The 19411-nt window shown below is 66.6% G+C and carries 18 protein-coding genes; all 18 read right to left on the bottom strand.

The window, feature by feature from the left end; genetic code table 11:
* Positions 1–3 precede the first annotated feature (3 nt).
* The 18 genes from QM019_RS00775 to QM019_RS00690 all read right to left on the bottom strand — a co-directional run bounded on the left by QM019_RS00775 (position 4) and on the right by QM019_RS00690 (position 19408).
* A complete protein-coding gene (locus tag QM019_RS00775; protein ID WP_282851479.1) occupies positions 4–999 on the bottom strand; it encodes a D-isomer specific 2-hydroxyacid dehydrogenase family protein in 996 nt (331 codons plus the stop codon).
* The gene (locus QM019_RS00770; protein ID WP_125106007.1) at positions 996–1976 is read right to left on the bottom strand and encodes an ATP-binding cassette domain-containing protein; all 981 of its coding nucleotides are present in this window, start codon (positions 1974–1976) and stop codon (positions 996–998) included. The genes QM019_RS00775 and QM019_RS00770 overlap by 4 nt, the downstream gene beginning before the upstream one ends.
* A 24-nt stretch (positions 1977–2000) precedes the next feature.
* Complete coding sequence (gene dnaG, locus QM019_RS00765) at positions 2001–3878, bottom strand: DNA primase (RefSeq protein WP_282824087.1); 1878 nt, start codon at positions 3876–3878, stop codon at positions 2001–2003.
* A gap of 10 nt (positions 3879–3888) precedes the next feature.
* A complete protein-coding gene (locus QM019_RS00760) occupies positions 3889–5172 on the bottom strand; it encodes a deoxyguanosinetriphosphate triphosphohydrolase (RefSeq protein ID WP_282851478.1) in 1284 nt (427 codons plus the stop codon).
* A 2-nt stretch (positions 5173–5174) separates the two neighbouring features.
* A complete protein-coding gene (dusB, locus tag QM019_RS00755) occupies positions 5175–6329 on the bottom strand; it encodes a tRNA dihydrouridine synthase DusB (RefSeq protein WP_282851477.1) in 1155 nt (384 codons plus the stop codon).
* A 51-nt stretch (positions 6330–6380) separates the two neighbouring features.
* Positions 6381–7766, bottom strand: coding sequence for a glycine--tRNA ligase (locus tag QM019_RS00750; protein WP_282824081.1), 1386 nt, complete (start codon positions 7764–7766; stop codon positions 6381–6383).
* Positions 7767–7817: 51 nt separating this feature from the next.
* Positions 7818–8843 carry a lipoyl synthase gene (lipA, locus tag QM019_RS00745; protein ID WP_282851476.1) on the bottom strand — a complete coding sequence of 342 codons (1026 nt, stop codon included), beginning with the start codon at positions 8841–8843 and terminating at the stop codon, positions 7818–7820.
* A complete protein-coding gene (lipB, locus tag QM019_RS00740) occupies positions 8840–9490 on the bottom strand; it encodes a lipoyl(octanoyl) transferase LipB (protein WP_282851475.1) in 651 nt (216 codons plus the stop codon). The genes lipA and lipB overlap by 4 nt, the downstream gene beginning before the upstream one ends.
* Positions 9491–9517: 27 nt before the next feature.
* Positions 9518–10321 carry an isoprenyl transferase gene (locus QM019_RS00735; protein WP_282851474.1) on the bottom strand — a complete coding sequence of 268 codons (804 nt, stop codon included), beginning with the start codon at positions 10319–10321 and terminating at the stop codon, positions 9518–9520.
* Between the two features lie 5 nt (positions 10322–10326).
* Positions 10327–11091: a DNA repair protein RecO gene (gene recO, locus QM019_RS00730; protein WP_282851473.1), complete on the bottom strand. Its 765-nt coding sequence runs from the start codon at positions 11089–11091 to the stop codon at positions 10327–10329.
* A gap of 15 nt (positions 11092–11106) precedes the next feature.
* Positions 11107–12846, bottom strand: a complete 1740-nt coding sequence (gene leuA / locus QM019_RS00725) for a 2-isopropylmalate synthase (protein WP_282851472.1) — start codon at positions 12844–12846, stop codon at positions 11107–11109.
* A gap of 157 nt (positions 12847–13003) precedes the next feature.
* Positions 13004–13744, bottom strand: coding sequence for an ATP-binding cassette domain-containing protein (locus QM019_RS00720; protein WP_282851471.1), 741 nt, complete (start codon positions 13742–13744; stop codon positions 13004–13006).
* A gap of 94 nt (positions 13745–13838) precedes the next feature.
* Positions 13839–14510, bottom strand: coding sequence for a response regulator (locus QM019_RS00715; RefSeq protein ID WP_125106018.1), 672 nt, complete (start codon positions 14508–14510; stop codon positions 13839–13841).
* Positions 14511–14519: 9 nt separating this feature from the next.
* Complete coding sequence (locus QM019_RS00710) at positions 14520–15878, bottom strand: sensor histidine kinase (RefSeq protein ID WP_125106019.1); 1359 nt, start codon at positions 15876–15878, stop codon at positions 14520–14522.
* On the bottom strand, positions 15844–16731 hold the full coding sequence (era, locus tag QM019_RS00705) for a GTPase Era (protein WP_193128267.1): 888 nt from the start codon (positions 16729–16731) through the stop codon (positions 15844–15846). Before era ends, QM019_RS00710 begins: the two co-directional genes overlap by 35 nt.
* On the bottom strand, positions 16728–17993 hold the full coding sequence (locus tag QM019_RS00700; RefSeq protein ID WP_282851470.1) for a hemolysin family protein: 1266 nt from the start codon (positions 17991–17993) through the stop codon (positions 16728–16730). The genes era and QM019_RS00700 overlap by 4 nt, the downstream gene beginning before the upstream one ends.
* 15 nt (positions 17994–18008) lie before the next feature.
* Complete coding sequence (gene ybeY, locus QM019_RS00695; protein WP_125106022.1) at positions 18009–18485, bottom strand: rRNA maturation RNase YbeY; 477 nt, start codon at positions 18483–18485, stop codon at positions 18009–18011.
* Entirely contained in the window at positions 18482–19408 is a 927-nt protein-coding gene (locus QM019_RS00690) for a PhoH family protein (protein ID WP_125106023.1), read from the bottom strand. Before QM019_RS00690 ends, ybeY begins: the two co-directional genes overlap by 4 nt.
* Between the last annotated feature and the right edge of the window lie 3 nt (positions 19409–19411).

Genomic DNA, 19411 nt, shown 5'->3' with positions numbered 1-19411 from the left:
CGCCTAGTACCCCTTCACGGGGTCGGCCAGCCCCACGAATTCACCAGTCGAGAGGAAGCCACGCACGTTGTCGTCGATTCGGCGTAGCAGCAGCGGCAGGGTCATTTCGGGGGTGTCGGCCGAGTGCGGCGTAATCAGGCAGCGATCGTTCGACCAGAGCGGGTGGCCCTCCGGCAGCGGTTCGGGGTCGGTCACATCGAGGGCGGCGCCGTAGATCTCCTCGGCATCGAGGGCCGCGTCGAGCGCCTCGGTGTCGACGAGCGGGCCGCGACCGATGTTGACGAGCACCGATGTCGGCTTCATGGCGCGTAGCCGTTCGGCGTTGATGAGGTGATAGGTCTCGTCGGTCGACGCGGCAGCGAGCACCACGACGTCGGCCTCCGGCAACACAGCGTCGAACTCGTCGCTCGTCACGGTGCGGTCGGCTCCCTCGAGCGGCGCCGCGCTGCGGCGCACCACGGTCGTAGTCACGTCAAAGGGCCGCAGCAGGCTGAGTAGCTCGCTCGCAATTCCGCCGGCGCCCAGAATAACGACGTGATTGCCGTAGAGCGAGCGGCCCAGCGACGGGCCCCACTTCGTGGCGCGCGAGCGCAAGACGAGGCTGCGCTGCGCAGCGAGGGTGAGCGCGAGCGCCTGCTCCGCGACCGGCTGCGCGTACGCCCCCTTCGCCGAGGTGACCACGAGGCCGCGCTCGGCGTACGGTGCGAGGCGCTTTGCGTAAGCGTCGATCCCCGCGTAGGGCAGCTGCACCCAGCCGATGCCCGGGTAGCTGTCAAGCGCTTCGAACAGCGGCTCGATGTCGCGGTACGACGTGTAGATGAGGCCGTGCGTGTCGTCAGACAGCTCGACAACCTCTCCTCCAGCATCGATTACCGTCTGCGTCTGCGCCCGTCCCGACCCTGCGGGCAGCACCGTGATCTTGCCGGGCTCGGGACGCGCGTCACCCTCGAGCTTCGTGGCCGGCGCACTCAGAACTTCGCGGTGGTGAAACTCGGTCAATTGGTGGTCTCCTCTTCATCGGTGTGGAATCGTGCAAACTCTGGGCGATCCTCGACGAGTCGATCGCGCTCGGCGGCGGCGACCTCATCGGGGTCGTCGTCGCGAAACAACCCGCCGGCCACCCGCTCGGCCGCGGCGACAAGGTCGCGGTCGACCAGGCCAGGAAGGGGCGCGCGGGCGAATTCGCGGGCGTCGCGCATCCGCTGCAGATACGGGTCGAACGGGTCGCGCAGCACCTCGTCGATCTTGCCCCGCGCGAGCACCGTGCCGCGGTCGGTGATGACGACGTTGCTCGTGAGTCGCTCAACGGTTGCGAGGTCGTTGCTGATGACGAGCATCGAGAGCGTGCGGCCACGATTGAGGCGTTCGAGCAGCTCGAAAAGTGCCGGGCGCGCAATGACGTCGACGCCCTGCGCCGGCTCGTCGACGATGAGCAGCCGCGGCTCGACGATGAGCGCGCGTGCGAACGCGACGCGTTGGCGCTGACCTCGCGAGAGCTCGAACGGAAAGCGGTTGAGCACGCCGAGCTCGAGGTCGACCGCGTCGATGAGCAGCGCGGCTGCCTTGCCGAGCGAGCGCTTGTCGAAGTGCCGGTCGCGGCTCAGTACCGGCTCGGCGATGTTTTCGGCGACCGTGAGGTCGTTGCGCATCGTCTGACCGGAGTTCGGCGCGAGGTACCCGACGGTCAGGGGCAGGCGGCGCAGGTCGGCCCGGGTGGGTTTGCGCAGGTTGACGCCGTCAACGTGCAGTTCGCCGCCCGAAATCCAGGGCCACGGATGCGGTGCTCCGCGCAGCAGGCCGCGGCCCGAAATCACGCGACCGAGCGACGTCTTGCCGCTGCCGGCCGAGCCGACGACGCCAAGAATCTCGCCCTCGCGCAGCTCAATGTTCACGCCCGAAAGGACTCGGGCCTCAGCGTCGCCGATGTGCGGACCGTAGGAAATCGACAGATCCCGGGCACTGATGACGCTGCTCATGCCACGAGCCTAGCGGTCGCGCGCTTAGGCCTCGACGGACTCGCGCAGCTCGCGCTTGCGGCGCTCAACCTCGACGAGCCGCTCGCTCAACTCGCGGTGTCCAAGCGGATCGGTCTCAATGTCGGTGCGCTTCAACTCACCGAGCAACTCCGCCTTCCGGCGAAGCAGGTCGCGCTCAACGAGCGCTGCCGTGACCGATCGTACGTACGCGGCCACCTGTTCGGGGCCGGGACCGGCGGGCAGCGGCGCCATCGACAGGTCGGTCACGAGCGGCACGAACGACGACGGCACCTCCTCGTGCACCTCCGGCAGCCACTGCGGCGTGCCGAGAGTTCCGCGGGTTGCCACAATGGCATTTCGCACCGTGTCGAGCGACGCATCTGAGAAGTTCGCCGCGAGCACGCCGTCGAGCTGCACCTCTGAAAGCATCTTCGGGTACTGCAGCACTGCACCGAGCGCGTCACGCTCGAGTCGGGTGATCGGGTCGTTTGGCAGGTCGCGCATGCGCACGACCGGCATGGCGTACGTGTTGTCGGCGATGCCACTCGGGTCGCCGTGGGGGTCGCTCGGCGAATTCGCCGCCTGCTCGTGTCGACGCACCTCGCGTTGCACCTGCTCGAGGTCCATGCCGAGCCAGCCCGAGAGTTGACGCACGTACTCGGGGCGCAGCGCGCGGTCGCGAATGCTGGCGATGATCGGTGCGGCCTCACGCAGAGCGGCCACCCGGCCTTCGGCGTTGCGCAGGTTGTGGCGCTTGATCTGTTCCCGCACGACGAACTCATACATCGGCACGGCGTGGTCGATGAGCGAGACGATCGCCGCGTCGCCGTGCTTCAGGCGCAGGTCGCACGGGTCGAGGCCCTCGTGCGTGGTGTCGACGGCGACAAAGGTCTGCGCGACGAAGCGGTTCTCTTCGGCGAACGCCCGCATGGCAGCTTTTCGGCCCGCCTCATCGGGGTCGAAGTTGAAGATCACGCGCCCGCGGTTCGATTCGTCGTCCATGATGCGGCGCAGGATCTTGATGTGGTCGACGCCGAAGGCCGTGCCACAGGTGGCGACCGCAGTGGTCACGCCAGCCAGGTGCGCGGCCATGACGTCGGTGTACCCCTCGACCACGACGACCTTGTGGCCTCGTGAGATGTCGCGCTTGGCAAGATCGAGCCCGTAGAGCACTCGGGACTTGTGGTAGATCTCGGTCTCTGGTGTGTTGAGGTACTTCGGGCCCTTGTCATCGTCGAAGAGCTTGCGCGCGCCGAAGCCCACCGTCTGACCGGAGGTGTCGCGAATCGGCCACACGAGCCGGCCGCGGAAACGGTCGTAGCTCGAGCCACGGTCGTTCGTCGACACGAGCCCGGCATCCTGCAGCTCCTGAGTTGAGTAGCCCTTCGTGCGTAGGTGCTTCGAGAGCGCATCCCACGACTTCGGGGCGTAGCCGACGCCGAAGTGCGCGGCCGCCTGCGGGTCAAACCCGCGGCCACCAAGGAAGTCGCGGCCGATCTGCGCGTCCGCGGTGGCGAGCTGGCCCTGGAAGAACTTCTCGGCCTCGGCATTCACCTGCAGCAGCCGCACGCGGTTGCTGTGGTCGGGCGCCTCGCCGCCGTCCTCGTACGTGAGTTGGTAGCCAAGGCGGCCCGCGAGCCGCTCGACTGCCTCAACGAAGGTGATGTGGTCCATCTTCTGCAGGAACGAGAAGACATCGCCCGACTCACCGCAGCCGAAGCAGTGATAGAAGCCGAGCTGCGGGCGAACATGGAACGATGGCGTGCGCTCGTCGTGGAACGGGCAGAGGCCCTTGCGCGAGCCGACGCCAGCCGACTTCAGCGCGACGTACTCGCCGACAACGTCGTCGATATTTGTGCGCGCTCGTACCTCGTCAATGTCAGTTCGTCGGATGCGCGCCATGGCACCGATTCTAGGCCGTGGCTATGCGGACGGTGGCGACGTTCGCATGCAGCGCAAGCGCCGACTGATCGGTGAGTGACGCGACCTGATCGACAATCACCCGGCGGCGAGCAGCGTCGTCGTCGGCTTCGTCGAACAAGTCGGAGAACTCGCGCTCGAGGTGCAGCGTGCCGGTGGCCCAGAGTGCCTCGAGCAGTTCGGTGAGCAGCTCACGCTGGCGGGCATACACCGGCTGGCGCGTGGGCAGGCTCATGACGAAGCCGGCCACGGCGCCCTTGAGCAGTGCGATCTCGGCTTCGATCTCGCGGGGCACGATCACCTCGGCACCAAAGCGAATGAGCAGGTTCTCGCTGCCGTACGCTTCGAGAGTCGCCGCAATTGAGGCTTTCGCAAAGCGGCCGATGAGCTGCGAGGTGAGGTTCTTCAATGCCGCGCGGTCGCGCGCCGCCGCCGAATAGTCGTGCACCCACCACGGCAGCGTGAGCAGCCGATCGAACGCCGCGCCGAGCTCGCCCTCGTCGAATTTGCGCCCCGACCACTCGACGGCGTTGAACAAGATTGCCTCGCGGTTTTCGGCGTCCTCCAGTTCGGTCAGGGGCAGGAAGCCCTCGACCACGGCGTCCTCGAGGTCGTGCACCGAGTACGCGATGTCGTCGCTCAAGTCCATGACCTGCGCCTCGATGCACTTGCGCCCGCTCGGGGCGCCGGCTCGCAGCCAGTCGAACACCGGCTTGTCGTCGTCGTACACGCCGAACTTGCGCGTGCCGAGTGCGAGGCCGGTGTCGCGATCCCACGGGTACTTGCACGCCGCATCGAGGGATGCGCGGGTCAGGTTGAGGCCGTAGGCGAGCCCCGATTCGTCGAATACCTTTGGCTCCAGCCGCGACACGAGCCGAAGTGTCTGCGCGTTGCCCTCGAAGCCGCCGATGTCGGTCGACCAGTCGTTGAGGGCGCGCTCGCCATTGTGGCCAAACGGCGGATGCCCGATGTCGTGGGCGAGGCACGCGGTGTCGACGATGTCGGGGTCGAGCGCGAGCGAGCCGGCGATCTCGCGGCCGACCTGGGCCACCTCGAGCGAGTGCGTGAGTCGGTTGCGGGCAAAGTCCGCGCCCGTCGTCGGTGAGAGCACCTGCGTCTTCAGCGCGAGGCGCCGCAGACCCGAGGAGTGCAGCAGGCGCGCCCGGTCACGGGCGAAGGATGAGCGGCGACGGTTCTCGTGGAACTCCGGCAGGAACCGGGCTTCGTCGTCGAGCGAGTACTCGCTCGCGGGGCCATTCAGGCCGGGCGCGCGCATCCCTAGCCTCCCGAGACGTCAAGTTCGGCAGCCGCGATGTCGGCGCTCTCGGAATCGAGCAGGCGGCGCGAGTCGAGCCAGCCCTGCGGCAGCACGGCGCGCTTCGGGCTGCCCGAACGGCCGCGCGGGCCCTCGGCGCCGACGCCCGGCCACGAGGAGTCCTCAAGCCCATCAGCGAGCTCGCGCAGCTCGTCGAGCGTGTCGATGAGCGCGAAGCGCTTGCGCAGCTCGCCACCGACAGGGTACCCCTTGAAGTACCAGGCGACGTGCTTGCGGAAGTCGCGGCAACCGTGGCCTTCGTTGCCGAAGAAGTCGACGAGCAGCTCGGCGTGGCGCACCATCGCGTGACCGACCTCGCGCAGGCCGGGCTGGATACGCCGCTCGCTACCCGAGAACGCCGCCTCGAGATCGCCGAAGAGCCACGGGCGGCCGAGCACACCGCGACCGACGACGACGCCGTCGCAGCCGGTCTCAGCCATCATGCGCGGGCCGTCCTCACCCTCGAACACGTCGCCGTTGCCGAGGATCGGAATCGACGTGATGGTCTCTTTCAGCGTGCGGATCGCGTCCCAATCAGCCGTGCCCGAGTACTGCTGCTCGAGCGTGCGCGCGTGCAGCGTGATCGCGGCGACGCCCGCCTGCTCGGCGATCTTCGCCGCCTCGAGGTAGGTCAGGTGATCATCGTTGATGCCCTTGCGTATCTTGATCGTCAGGGGCACGTCGCCGGCGCGACGCACCGCGGCTGCGCAGATCGCCTCGAATAGATCCGTCTTCCACGGCAGCGCCGAACCGCCACCGCGACGGGTGACTTTGGGTACGGGGCAGCCAAAGTTGAGGTCGATGTGGTCGGCGCGATCCTCGTCGACAAGGAGGCCAACGGCGTCACCGACGGTGATCGGGTCGACGCCATAGAGCTGGATCGACCGGATGTCTTCCGACGGATGGTGGCGGATGAGTCGCATCGTCGACTCGTTGCGCTCGACGAGTGCCCGGGTCGTCACCATCTCGGTGACATACAGGCCGGCGCCGTACTCGCGGCAGAGCCGACGGAACGCCTCATTCGTCACCCCGGCCATCGGCGCGAGCACGACCGGCGAGGCGACCTCGAGGTCGCCAATCTTCAGCGCGGGTGCGTGCGAGAGAGTTGCAGTCGGCATAACCGAACTATTCTCGCACCCCGCGCCCGTATTGGCGACCCCGAGCTGCGATTAGGCTCCGCGCAGGCGCTCGGCGACGTAGCCATACAGGCGGTCGACGCTCACGCGCTCCTGCGTCATGGTGTCGCGGTCGCGCACGGTCACGGCGTTGTCGTCGAGCGAGTCGAAGTCGACCGTGATGCACAGCGGTGTGCCGATCTCGTCCTGGCGACGGTACCGGCGGCCGATCTGGCCGGCGTCGTCGTAGTCGATATTCCAGCGGCCACCAGCGCGAAGCTCCTCGGCGACGCGCTGCGACAGCGGGGCGAGCTCTTCCTTCTTCGACAGGGGCAGCACGGCGGCCTTCACCGGCGCGAGGCGCGGGTCGAGGCGCAGCACGGTGCGGGTGTCGGTGCCGCCCTTCGCGTTCGGCGCCTCGTCCTCCTCGTAGGCATCTACGAGGAACGCCATGAGCGAGCGGGTGAGGCCGAAGGACGGCTCGATTACATACGGCGTGAAGTGCTCGCCGGCCGCCTGGTCGAAGAACTGCAGCGAGGTGCCCGACGCGTCCGTGTGCGACTTGAGGTCGAAGTCGGTGCGGTTGGCCACACCCATGAGCTCGCCCCAGGCGCTGCCGCTGAAGCCGAACTCGTACTCGAAGTCGATCGTGCGGTCAGAGTAGTGCGCGCGCTCGTCCGCGGGGACGTCGAACTGGCGCATGTGCTCGGGGTTGATGCCGAGGTCGACGAACCAGTTCCAGCAGGCCTGAACCCACTCGTCGAAGTGCTGCGACGCATCCGCTGGCGGCACGAAGTATTCGATTTCCATCTGCTCGAATTCGCGGGTGCGGAAGATGAAGTTTCCGGGCGTGATCTCGTTGCGGAACGACTTGCCGACCTGGCCGATGCCGAACGGCGGCTTCTTCCGCGCAGTCGTCACCACGTTGTTGAAATTGACGAAGATACCCTGCGCCGTCTCGGGGCGCAGGTAGTGCAGGCCCTCTTCGTTGTCGACCGCGCCGAGGTAGGTCTTCATGAGGCCCGAGAAGTTCTGGGGCTCGGTCCACTGGCCCTTGGTACCGCACTCGGGGCAGACGATCTCGTCCATGCCCGTCGCCTCGCGGCCCTTCTTTGCCTCGAATGCCTCGAGCAGGTGGTCCTGCCGCTGGCGCTTGTGGCAGTTCGTGCACTCGATGAGCGGGTCGGTGAACGTCGCGACGTGGCCCGAGGCCTCCCATACGCGCTTCGGCAGAATCACCGCCGAGTCGAGGCCGACCATGTCGGCGCGGCCACGCACGAAGTACTGCCACCACTGCTGCTTGATGTTCTCCTTGAGTTCGACGCCGAGGGGGCCGTAGTCCCACGCCGAGCGCGAACCTCCATAGATTTCACCCGCCTGGTACACAAAGCCGCGTCGCTTAGCGAGCGCGATGACCTGGTCGAGCTTGGAGGCTGCCATCTGTTGAACACTCCTGATGGTGGGCGGGCGCCGGCGCAGAGCCAGCGAGAATCAGCTTCCCATCTTAGCCATGTGGCGAGCGAGCACCTCGGTGGCTTCCTGACGCGCCGGGGTGTCGCTGTCGAGGTGCGCGAGCTGCTCCGGAATCGGGCGACCCTTAGCCTTGGTCGCTTGGGCCCACAGGCGGCCGGCCCGGTACGAGGAACGCACGAGCGGACCGGCCATGACGCCGACGAAGCCGAGCTCGCGAGCAATGTCGGAGAGCTCGATGAACTCTTCGGGCTTCACCCAGCGATCGATCGGGTGGTGCAGCTTGCTCGGGCGCAGGTACTGGGTCAGCGTGAGGATGTCGACATCGTGTTCGCGCAGCTCGCGCATTGTCGCCTCGATCTCGTTGCGGGTCTCCCCCATGCCGAGAATGAGGTTCGACTTCGTAACCATGCCAAGCTCGCTCGCCCGGGCGAGCATCCGCAACGATCGGTCGTAGCGGAACCCAGGGCGGATCTCCTTGAAGATACGCGGCACCGTCTCGATGTTGTGGGCGAACACCTCGGGTTCAACCTCGCAGACCGCGACGATCGCGTCGTCGCCGCCGCGGAAGTCATCGACGAGCAGCTCGACGCCGGTGCCCGGATTCAGCGCATGAACTTGCCTCGCGGTCTCGGCGAAGAGCCAGGAAGCGCCGTCCGGCAGGTCGTCGCGCGCGACCCCCGTGACGGTCGCATAGCGGAGGCCGAGCTCGCGCACCGACTCGGCCACTCGGCGCGGCTCCTCGCGGTCGTAGTCGAGGGGCTTACCCGTCGCGATCATGCAGAAGTCGCAGCGGCGGGTGCACTGGTCGCCGCCGATGAGGAACGTCGCTTCGCGGTCCTCCCAGCACTCGTAGATGTTCGGGCAACCCGCCTCTTCGCAGACGGTGTGCAGGTTGCTCTGGCGCGCGAGGCGCTTGACGTCCTGGTACTGCTCGTTCGCGGTGGCGCGGGTGCGAATCCACTCGGGCTTGGTCTCAATCGGGGTCTCGGCGTTACGCGCCTCAACGCGCAGCAGCTTTCGCCCTTCGGGTGCGAGCGTGTTCATGCGGTCACCTCCACGGGTGCCTGGAAACGGACAAGTTGACGGTCGAGGTGCGGGTGCAGCACGTCGGCGATTTCGGCGAGGCTGGCGTCGACACCGAGCTCGGCAAGCGAGGTGACACCGGCGTCGCGGATGCCGCACGGCACAATGCGATCGAAGTCGTGCAGCTTCGGATGCACGTTGAGTGCGAGCCCGTGCATCGTCGCGTGCTTCGAGAAGCGCACGCCAATGGCACCAAGCTTGCGGTCGGGCACGCCATCGCGCACCAGCCACACGCCGGTGCGGCCGTCGACGCGCTGGCTCTGCACGCCCAGCTCGGCGACGGCGCCCATGACGGCCGCTTCGAGGGCCCGCACGTAGGCGACGACGTCCTGCCGGCCGTGAATGAGCACGATCGGGTACGCGACGAGTTGCCCCGGGCCGTGGTAGGTCACCGAACCGCCGCGGTCGATGCGCACGATCGGCACATCCTCGTTCGGAATGTCGGCATCGGCGGTGCGAGAGCCGGCCGTGTAGACGGGGTCGAACTCCGAGTAGATCACCGTGTTCGGGTGGGTACCACCGGCCACATCGGCGTGAATGCGACGTTGAATCGCGTCGACGTCGAGGTACTTCGAACGGCCTGATTCAAAGAGGCGTAGTTGTTGCACGCCGTCCAGTAAAGCAGATTGTTGCCGTCATGGTGTTTCCGTGGCCTGCTGCGGCGCGTCGACCGCACCGCCGAAGCGGCGGTCGCGAGACACGTAGAGTCCGATGGCGCGCCAGAGATCTTCTCGCGTGAAGTCTGGCCACAGCGTGTCGAGAAACACCATCTCGGCATAGGCCGACTCCCAGAGCAGGAAGTTCGAGGTGCGCTGCTCCCCCGACGAGCGCACGAACAGGTCGACGTCGGGCAGCTGTGGCTGGTACAGGTGTGCCGCAATGTGCGACTCACGGATGCGTTCGGGCTTGAGCTTGCCCGCCGCGACGTCACGCGCGATTGCCTGCACCGCATCCCGCAGCTCAACGCGCCCGCCGTAGTTGACACACATATTCAGCGTCATGCCGGTGTTGTTGCGGGTAAGTTCTTCGGCGGCGAGCAAGTCCATGATCACCGACTTCCACAGGCGGGTGCGGTTGCCCGACCACACGACCTTCACGCCCCAGGCATGCAGCTGATCTCGCTGCCGGTGCAGCACCTCGCGATTGAAGCCCATGAGAAATCGCACCTCGGCGGCCGAGCGGGCCCAGTTCTCGGTCGAGAACGCGTAGACCGAAAGGTGCTTCACGCCTGCCTGCACGGCGCCCGCTACAACGTCGAGCAGCGCGGCCTCACCAGCGCGGTGCCCCTCGGTGCGCGGCAGGCCTCGCTGGTTTGCCCAGCGGCCGTTGCCGTCCATGACGACGGCGACGTGTTCGGGAACTGAGCCGCTCGGAAACGCCGGCGGCGTGAGTCCCGTCCAGTCCAGGGGCTTGAACGTGCGGGCCTCGGGCGTAGTCATACCGATTAGGGTACGCCGGGGCCGGGGCGATCCTGGTCGTGCACCGCCATCGACCGAAGCCCGCGTTCGAGGTGAAACTGCGCGTACGCGCTCACGATGCGATGCGCGGCCGCGCGCGTGCCGCCGTCGCTCGCCTCAGCAACGCCCCAGTTGCCAGCGAGCAGGGCCCAGAGCAGGCGCATGGTGTCGACATCCGCATACATGACGGCACCGCTCGAGCGGGCGTCGTCGTCACACACCGCGCCGCCAGCGGTGAGCGAGATGCGCGAGTGCGGGCCGGGCTTGCCGCAGCGGGCGCAGTCGGTGAATGTCGGCCGCCAACCGGCCAGCGAGAGGGAACGCAGCAGGTAGGCGTCGAGTACGAGCCCGGCCGGATGCTCACGCCGCGCGAGATACCGCAGCGAGCCGACGAGCTGGGCAAACTGCAACGGCGCCGCCTCGGCCTCGAGGATGCGGTCTGCCGCCTCAAGGATCGCGGCCGACATCGTGTAGACGTCGAAGTCGTCAACCATTTTGGCCGCGAAGCTGTGCACCGTGACGGCCTGGGTGAGGGTGTCGAGGCCGGCGGGTCCGTGGCCACGAGTGTAGAACTGCGCGTCGATGACGTTGCCCGCCTCGACGCGTGCGCCGAATTTCGACGCGGTACGGCGCACGCCGCGGGCGACAGCACTGATCTTGCCGTGCTGTCGCCCGAAGCAGGTGAGGATGCGGTCGGCCTCACCGAGCGGACGGCCGCGAAGAATCACGACCTCGTCGGTATAGTTCGGCATCCTCAGCCCTCGTACTTAGTGCTGCGCGTTGCGCACCGCGCGGTTCACGCTTGACACGATCGCCTTGAGCGAGGCGTTCGAGATGTCGGGGTCGATGCCGACGCCCCACAGTCGCTGGCCGTTGACTTCGAGCTCGACGTAGGCCGCAGCGAGGGCGTCGCCCGATGCCGACAGCGTGTGCTCGACATAGTCGTAGAGCTTCACCTCGTAGCCGCGGTCTTCGAGCACGTTAAGGAACGCGTTGATCGGTCCGTTGCCGGTGCTCTCAATCGTGAGCTCTTCGTCTTCGCGGCGCAGCTTCACCGTAATCGCGGTGGTGCCGTCCATTTCGGTCGCCGTGCGGACGCCGAAGATCTCGAGGCGGCCCCACTTCTCAGCGTCCTCAGTTGCCGGCAGGTACTCGTCAACGAAGATCTGCCAAATGTCGTCGGGAGCGACCTCGCCACCCTCGGCATCGGTGCGCTGCTGCACCGTTGCCGAGAATTCGATCTGCAAGCGACGCGGGAGCTCGATGTTGTGGTGCTCCTTGAGGAGGTAGGCAACGCCGCCCTTGCCCGACTGCGAGTTGACGCGAATCACGGCCTCGTAGGTGCGGCCGAGGTCACGCGGGTCGACCGGCAGGTACGGCACAGCCCACTCGAGTTCGTCGACAGGTACGCCGGTCTCGTCCGACTTCGCCGCCATCGCCTCGAAGCCCTTCTTAATCGCATCCTGGTGCGAGCCCGAGAACGCGGTGTAGACAAGGTCGCCGCCCCATGGGTGGCGCTCCCCCACGCGCAGCTGGTTGCAGTACTCGACCGTGCGGCGGATCTCGTCGATGTTCGAGAAGTCAATCTCGGGGTCGACACCCTGCGTGAACAGGTTGATGCCGAGGGTGACGAGGTCGACGTTACCGGTGCGCTCGCCGTTGCCGAACAGGCAGCCCTCGATGCGGTCCGCGCCAGCCATGTAGCCGAGCTCAGCCGCCGCCACCGCGGTGCCGCGGTCGTTGTGCGGGTGCAGCGAAATGATCACCGATTCGCGGCGGGCGAGGTTGCGGTGCATGAACTCGATCGAGTCGGCGTAGACGTTCGGCGTCGACATCTCGACGGTCGCGGGCAGGTTGATGATGATCGGGCGCTCGGGCGTCGCGTCGAGCTCTTCGATAATCGCGTTGCTCACCTCAAGCGCGTAGTCGAGCTCGGTGCCGGAATAGCTCTCGGGCGAGTACTCGTAGAAAATCTCGGTTCCCTCGGCGATGGACTCGAAGCGCTTGCACATGCGTGCGCCCTCGAGCGCGATCTGCTTCACGCCCTCGCGGTTTTCGCGGAATACGACCTCGCGCTGCAGCACGCTCGTCGAGTTGTAGAGGTGCACGATCGCGCGCTTGGCCCCGCGCAGTGACTCATAGGTGCGCTTGACGAGGTGCTCGCGCGCCTGGGTCAGCACCTGAATGGTCACGTCGTCGGGAATGTGGTTCTCGTCGATGAGACGACGAACGAAGTCGAAGTCCGTCTGGCTGGCCGACGGGAAGCCGACCTCGATCTCTTTGTAGCCGAGGCGCACGAGCAGGTCGAACATGACCAGCTTGCGCTCGGGCGACATCGGGTCGATGAGGGCCTGGTTACCGTCGCGCAAGTCGACGGCGCACCAGCGTGGTGCCTTCGTGATGACCTGATCGGGCCAGGTGCGGTCGGGAAGGGTGACACCAAACTGGTCCGCGTACGAGACGTACCGGTGGGTGGGCATTTTGGACGGCTGCTGCAGATTGCGCATGTGCGAACTCTCTCCTGAAGATTCTTGGCCTAAGCCATGCTTCAACTCCGCGGCAGGGAAGGCTTAGTTGCTAAGCCCCGCCGCGGCATAGAAGGAGGAGGGTGCCGTACGAATGCATGCGATTAGCGTAGCACCGCCAAAATTGGCGCCCGTCGAGCTAGCGCACGTTGCGGCCGAGCAGCCGCTGCACGCGCAGGGTGCCGCGCAGGTCGTTCGTGATGCGCCCGCCCTCGATCACGACGACGTGATTTGCCCGCGTGGCGAGGTCAACATCGCCCGTCGCGTGCACGACGCCGATGCCGTGCTCGCTGGCAACCGCGCGCAGCAACGACACGAGCAGGTGGCGCTCGCGCTCCGGGAGGCCACCGTAGGGGTCGTCGGCGGCGATGATGGCGGGCCTCGCGGCGACCGCTCGCCCAATGGCGACGCGGTACTGCAGCGAGAGCGGCAACTCCGACACGATAGCGCTGCCGGCGTTCATGAAGCCAAGCGAGTCGCGAAGCGTCTGCACTTCCTGCTGCCCGAGCGCCCCACGGTGATCAGGCAGAAGCCCCTGGCGCAGGTGCTCGTCAAGGGTGCGACCCTGCGTGATCACCGGGTCGCGCAACAGTACGCCTACCCGCTCGGGGTCGGCAATCGGCTCGGGACCGGCGGCCGGCACGAAGCGCCGACCCTCGATGACGCTAAAACCCGACTCAACGGGCTCGAAGCCGAGGGCGGCACGCAACACGGCGCCGCCCGAGCCGTCGGGCGACAACAGCGCCGTGGTCTCGCCCCTGCGCGCAACAAAGCTGACGCGATGCAGCGGCGCATTGCCGGTGCGGTGGAGGCCGAACACTTCCATCCCGTACGCACCGGGGGCGTGTTGCCCGGCAGCGAATTTGGGTTGGGCGTTCATGCGATCCACGTTACGACCAGGCGCAGCATGATTCGTCAGCGACACATCCGAACGGGCGTCATACGCAGGTATGACTCTGTCGCCGGTGCGCAAGCTAGAGCAGCCCGTGCTCGTACGCGTAGACGACGAGCTGCACGCGGTCGCGCAGGCCAAGCTTCGCCAGGATGCGCGAAATGTGCGTCTTGACGGTGGCTTCCGAGAGGAACTCCTGGGTCGCGATCTCGCCGTTCGACATGCCCTTCGCTGCGAGGAAGAACATCTCGCGCTCACGCTCTGTGAGGGCCTCGAACTCCTCCGGTTCGCCCTCGAGCCGGTTCGGCGACTGCGAGAAACGGCGGATGAGGTCGGCGGTCGCCTGTGCGGCGAACACCTCCGAGCCGCCGTGCACGGTGCGGATGGCGGCGAGCAGGAACTCGGGGTCAGCGTCCTTGAGCACGAAGCCCGAGGCGCCGGCCGCGACCGCGCGCGCGACCGCCTTGTCGAGGTCGAACGTGGTGAGGATGAGGATGCGGCTTTCGAGTCCGCGGGCGACGATCTGCTGGGTCGCCTCGAGCCCATCCATGTTCGGCATGCGCACGTCCATGAGAATCACGTCGGGCTTCACCGACATCGCGAGGCGGACGGCTTCGGCGCCGTCGGAAGCCTCGGCGACATACGCCATGTCATCCTGCGAGTCGACCAGCATGCGGATGCCGCCGCGGAAGAGCTGCTGGTCGTCGACGAGCGCGACGCGGATCGGACCGCCGTGCTGGGGAGATTCGTTCATGGCAACAGATTACGTCGTGCCGCCAACATCCTCGTTCTGCAGGTTCGGCAAGCCCGGAGTTGCTGCCGCACGCGAGCGGTCCGAGTACGGCACCGTCGCGGTCACCACCCAGTCCTCGCCCTGCGGACCGGCCGCGACCGTGCCGCCGACCACGGCGAGTCGCTCGCGCATCCCGACGAGACCGTGGCGAGATCCGCTCTGGGACTTCGGCTTGCGTGAGACTCGATTGCGCACCGTGATCTCCAGCTGTTCGCCCCATTGGGTTTGCAAGCGCGTCGGGAATCGACCGTCACCGTACTTGAGCGCGTTGGTGAGGGACTCCTGCACGAGCCGGTAGATCGCCACCTCGGCGTTCGCACCCACCGGATGCGGCTCCCCCTGCATATTCGTCTGTAGGTTGAGGCCGGCGGCACGGATGCGGCCGATGAGCGGCGGGAGGTCGTCGAGCGTCTTGCGCTCGGTTTCGGCTTGGGTGTGCCGCAACTGCGAGAGGAGGCCGCGCACATCGAGCAGCGCGTCGCGAGCCGTCTCGGAAATCGTCGCGAGCACCGGCTCCACGGCCTGCGGCGAACTTTTCATGAGATAACGGCCGCCGTCGGCCTGTGCCACCACAACGGCCAGGGAGTGCGCGACGACGTCGTGCATGTCGCGGGCGATCTGGCTGCGCTCCTGTTCGACCACGAGCTGTTCCTGCGCCCGCTGGTACTCGAGCTCGGCGATCTGCGCCGAGTGCGCCGATCGGCTCGTTGAGATCTGCATGCGCTGCAGCGCGCCCGCAACCCAACTGATCATGGCAAACAGCGTCAACGGCACGGCAACGATCGAGAAGTTCACGATAATGCGGTCGAGGCTGACGATGCCGTCGCCCGCAAAAATCGTGATGAATGGCATGTCCTGCGGAAAGGTCGCGATGTAGGCCGACTGCACGACCGGGTACACGACGCTCGCGACGGCCGTGAGGTAGAACAGCGTGCGCGAGCCCCAGACGGCGCCCGTGTAAAGCACGATGAGGATCGCAACTTCCATGCCGTGCGGCCGCAGCCCCAGCAGCAGCTTGATGCAGAAACCGATCGTGACAAGCACGAACGAGGCCCACGGTGATATGCGTCGAATGACGCAGGCGGCGGTGAAGAGCAGCCACACGGGCACCGACGCCCAGTTGAAGAAGTAGCTCCAGTCGGCTCGGGTCGTAAACGGGAAGCCGATGGTCAGCATCATGCCGATGCCGAAGACGCTGTCGACGAGCCACCGGTGCTGCCCGTTGTGGCCAACCGTGTGGCGCAGCCACGCCGGTAACGGCGAGTTGACGCGACGCCGCGGTTGCGGCGGAACGTCAGAAGCCGAGGCGGCCGAGCTGCTTTGGGTCACGCTGCCAATCTTTCGCCACCTTGACGTGAAGCGTCAATTTCACCTTGGTCGGCGAGATGGCGCTGATCTGCTTCGCCGCGTGCTGGCGCACCATCTTGAGGCGCGAGCCGCCCTTGCCGATGACGATGCCCTTCTGGCTGTCGCGCTCGACAATGACGTTGGCGAAGATCTCGCGGCTGCCATCGTCGGAGTCGAGAATGTCTTCGATCTGCACGGCGATCGAGTGGGGCAGCTCGTCGTGCACACCCTCGAGCGCGGCCTCACGAATCAGCTCCTCGACGCGCTGTGCGTAGCGTTCTTCTGTGACCATGTCGGCCGGGTACAGCGCTTCCGACTCGGGCATGAGCCCGATAAGTTCGTCGACGAGCGGCTCAAGGTTGATGTCGTCGACCGACGAGACCGGGATGATCGCATCCCACTCGCGCAGCTCGGCGAGCGCAAGCAACTGCTCGGCGACCTTGGCCTTCGACACGAGTTCGGACTTGGTGACGAGCGCCACCTTCTTCGCGCGCTTCGCCTTGTCGACCCACTCGTTGATGAAGCGGTCGCCGGGGCCGAGCTCTTCGTCGGCAGGCACGCAGAACCCGACCACGTCGACCTCAGCGAGCGTCTCTTCGACGACGTCATTGAGCCGCTGGCCGAGCAGCGTGCGGGGCCGGTGGACACCCGGCGTGTCGACGATGACGAGTTGGCCGTGGTCGCGGTGCACGACTCCCCGCACCGCGCGGCGCGTGGTCTGCGGCTTCGACGAGGTGATGACGATCTTCTCGCCCACGAGCGCGTTGGTCAGGGTCGATTTGCCCACGTTCGGGCGCCCGATGAAGGTGACGAATCCGGCGCGGTACTCGCTCATGCTGCTTCCTCTTTTTCGTTCGTAGAGTGCGGTTCGAGCACTCGCACCTGGATGCGCGTGACGCGGTGGCGACGCCCGACGCGGTCGGCGAGGAGCGCGAGTCCCCCGATCTCGGCGTGGTCGCCGAGCTGTGGAATCCTGCCGAGCGCCGTGGTGAGCAGGCCGCCCACCGAGTCCACGTCTTCGTGTTCAAGGTCGATGTCGAGGAGCTCCCCGAGATCGGTAATGTTCATGCGCGACGAGACTACGAGCGTACCGTCCTCGAGTCGCTCGTACTCGTCACCGCCGCGGTCAAACTCGTCGCTGATCTCGCCGACGAGTTCCTCGATGAGGTCCTCGAGGGTCACGAGCCCAGCGATGCCGCCGTACTCGTCCACGACCATCGCGAAGTGCGTCGAGTCGCGTTGCATCCGGCGCAGCAGCGTGTCGGCGGCGAGGGACTCGGGCACGAACACCGGGGGCCGTGCCAACGAGGCGACCCGCAGCGTCGACTCGGGGTGTTCGAGCAGGTGCCGGGCGAGGTCTTTCTGATACGCGATGCCGCGGATGTCGTCGCTGTCACGGCCGACGATCGGCGCGCGCGAGATGCCGACCTCGAGCAGTGACCGCAGGCCGTCGTGCACCGTGTCGTCAGCGTCGACCGTAAGCATGTCGGTGCGCGCAACCATCACTTCGCGGACGAGACGGTCCGAAAAATCGAACACCGAATGGATGAGCTCGCGGTCATCCTCGTCAAGCACCTCCTGCTCGGTGGCGGCGTCGACCATCGAGAGGAGTTGCTCCTCGCTCGAGACGGTCGCGTGTCGATGCTTTTGCGAGGGGGTCACGATGTCGCCAAGCGTGCCGAGCAGATCGCTGATGGGCCCGAACACGACGCGGCAGCCGCGCGCGAGCCAGCCGAGCATCCGCAGCGTGTCGCGGGGGTGTGTTCGGCCGATCGTGCGGGGCGTCGACCCCGTAAACAGCACGTGCACCGCGAGCATGAGCAGCGAGGCAAACAGAAACGCGAGCCACGGTCCGACCACGAGGGTGGCAAACCAGACCGAAATGAGCACCGTCGCGAGGGTCTCGGCGCCGATGCGCGCGAAGCCGACGGCCTCACGGTGCCCGGACATGTTGTCGCCGATGCGACGCAGCGTGTCGGGAGAGTTCGCCGCCTCGGCCTCATCCACCACGTCGGCGCGGGAAAGCACCGCAATGGCCGACTCGACGGCGGCGAGCAGTGCCGCGCCAACGATGAGGAGAATGGTGATGAGGACCACGAGCGGTCCGCTCACTTACTTACGACCCCGCTGCTTCTTGCGCTCTTGCGCCGCGAACCCCGCGAGGATTTCGTCTTGCAGCCCGAACATCCGCTTGTGTTCCTCGGGCTCGGCGTGGTCGAAACCGAGCAGGTGCAGGATGCCGTGGGCCACGAGAAAGCGAATCTCGTCCATCGTCGAGTGCCGGTTGGTGACGGCTTGAGCGGCCGCGACCTCGGGGCAGACGACGATGTCACCGAGCAAACCGGGAGGCGTCTGCCGCTCGATCGAGCCGGGGCGTAGCTCGTCCATGGGAAAGCTGAGCACGTCGGTCGGACCCGGCTCGTCCATCCACTGCACGTGGAGCTCTTCCATGACCCCGACATCGGCAAATACGATGCTGAGTTCGGCGTCCGGATGCACGTGCAGGTAGTCGAGCGCGAACGTCGCCAGGCCGAGCACCGACGACTCGTCGACCTCGGCGCCCGACTCGTTGTTGATTTCAATACTCATCGGCTGTGCTCCTGGCGGCTCGTGTACTCGTCATAGGCGTCGACGATCTTTGCGACGAGGCTGTGGCGAACGACGTCGTCGCTCGTGAGCTCGGCAAAGTGAATGTCGGGGATGTCACGGAGCACCCGCGACGCGTGCCGGAGACCGGAGTTGCCGCCGGGAAGATCGACCTGGGTGACGTCGCCCGTCACGACGAGCTTCGAGCCGAAGCCGAGGCGCGTGAGGAACATCTTCATCTGCTCCTGCGTCGTGTTCTGCGCCTCGTCGAGGATCACGTACGCGTCGTTCAGGGTGCGGCCGCGCATGTACGCGAGGGGTGCCACCTCGACCACGTTCTGGCTCATGAGCTTGACGACGAGGTCTGGGTCGAGCATGTCGCCCAGGGCGTCGAAGAGTGGCCGCAGGTAGGGGTCGATCTTGTCGTTGAGGGTGCCCGGCAGGAAGCCGAGGCGCTCCCCCGCTTCGACGGCGGGGCGCGTGAGCACGATCTTGTTGATCTCGTTGCGCTGGAGCGCCTGCACGGCCTTCGCCATGGCGAGGTAGGTCTTGCCGGTACCGGCGGGGCCGATGCCGAAGGTGACCGTGTTGACGTCGATGGCGTCGACGTACCGCTTCTGTCCGAGCGTTTTCGCCCGCACGGCGCGACCGCGGGCGTTGACGATAGCCTCGCCAAACACCTGGGTCGGCGATGGACCCTCGCCATTCGAAAGCAGCTGCTTCGAGCGCGCAATCTCATCGGGCGCGAGCATGGCGCCCGACCTTGCGAGCGACGCCATCTCGCGCACGAGCCGCTCAGCGAGCTCGACGTCGTCGACATCGCCCCGCAGATGCACCTCATTGCCTCGCACGAGCACCGTGACGCTCGGATGCTCGGCTTCGATCGTGCTCAGGAGGCGATCGCCCGGCCCGAGCAGGTGCAGCATCGA

Origin of the sequence: Gulosibacter sediminis, assembly GCF_030011715.1 — a bacterium.
Lineage (GTDB): Bacteria > Actinomycetota > Actinomycetes > Actinomycetales > Microbacteriaceae > Gulosibacter > Gulosibacter sediminis.
Note: the sequence above shows the minus strand (reverse complement) of the source record. Positions and strands in the feature narration are given on the sequence as shown.

Excerpts from the sequence above, each read along its gene's own strand:
- dusB (WP_282851477.1), bottom strand. The coding sequence starts at position 6,329 with ATGCCGACTGCAACTCTCTCGCACGCACCCGCGCTGAAGATTGGCGAC.
- QM019_RS00770 (WP_125106007.1), bottom strand. The coding sequence starts at position 1,976 with ATGAGCAGCGTCATCAGTGCCCGGGATCTGTCGATTTCCTACGGTCCG.
- ybeY (WP_125106022.1), bottom strand. The coding sequence starts at position 18,485 with ATGAGTATTGAAATCAACAACGAGTCGGGCGCCGAGGTCGACGAGTCG.
- QM019_RS00750 (WP_282824081.1), bottom strand. The coding sequence starts at position 7,766 with ATGGCAGCCTCCAAGCTCGACCAGGTCATCGCGCTCGCTAAGCGACGC.
- QM019_RS00735 (WP_282851474.1), bottom strand. The coding sequence starts at position 10,321 with ATGACTACGCCCGAGGCCCGCACGTTCAAGCCCCTGGACTGGACGGGA.
- QM019_RS00720 (WP_282851471.1), bottom strand. The coding sequence starts at position 13,744 with ATGAACGCCCAACCCAAATTCGCTGCCGGGCAACACGCCCCCGGTGCG.
- leuA (WP_282851472.1), bottom strand. The coding sequence starts at position 12,846 with ATGCGCAATCTGCAGCAGCCGTCCAAAATGCCCACCCACCGGTACGTC.
- QM019_RS00690 (WP_125106023.1), bottom strand. The coding sequence starts at position 19,408 with ATGCTGCACCTGCTCGGGCCGGGCGATCGCCTCCTGAGCACGATCGAA.
- QM019_RS00715 (WP_125106018.1), bottom strand. The coding sequence starts at position 14,510 with ATGAACGAATCTCCCCAGCACGGCGGTCCGATCCGCGTCGCGCTCGTC.
- QM019_RS00760 (WP_282851478.1), bottom strand. The coding sequence starts at position 5,172 with ATGCGCGCGCCCGGCCTGAATGGCCCCGCGAGCGAGTACTCGCTCGAC.
- lipA (WP_282851476.1), bottom strand. The coding sequence starts at position 8,843 with ATGAACACGCTCGCACCCGAAGGGCGAAAGCTGCTGCGCGTTGAGGCG.
- recO (WP_282851473.1), bottom strand. The coding sequence starts at position 11,091 with ATGCCGAACTATACCGACGAGGTCGTGATTCTTCGCGGCCGTCCGCTC.
- dnaG (WP_282824087.1), bottom strand. The coding sequence starts at position 3,878 with ATGGCGCGCATCCGACGAACTGACATTGACGAGGTACGAGCGCGCACA.
- era (WP_193128267.1), bottom strand. The coding sequence starts at position 16,731 with ATGAGCGAGTACCGCGCCGGATTCGTCACCTTCATCGGGCGCCCGAAC.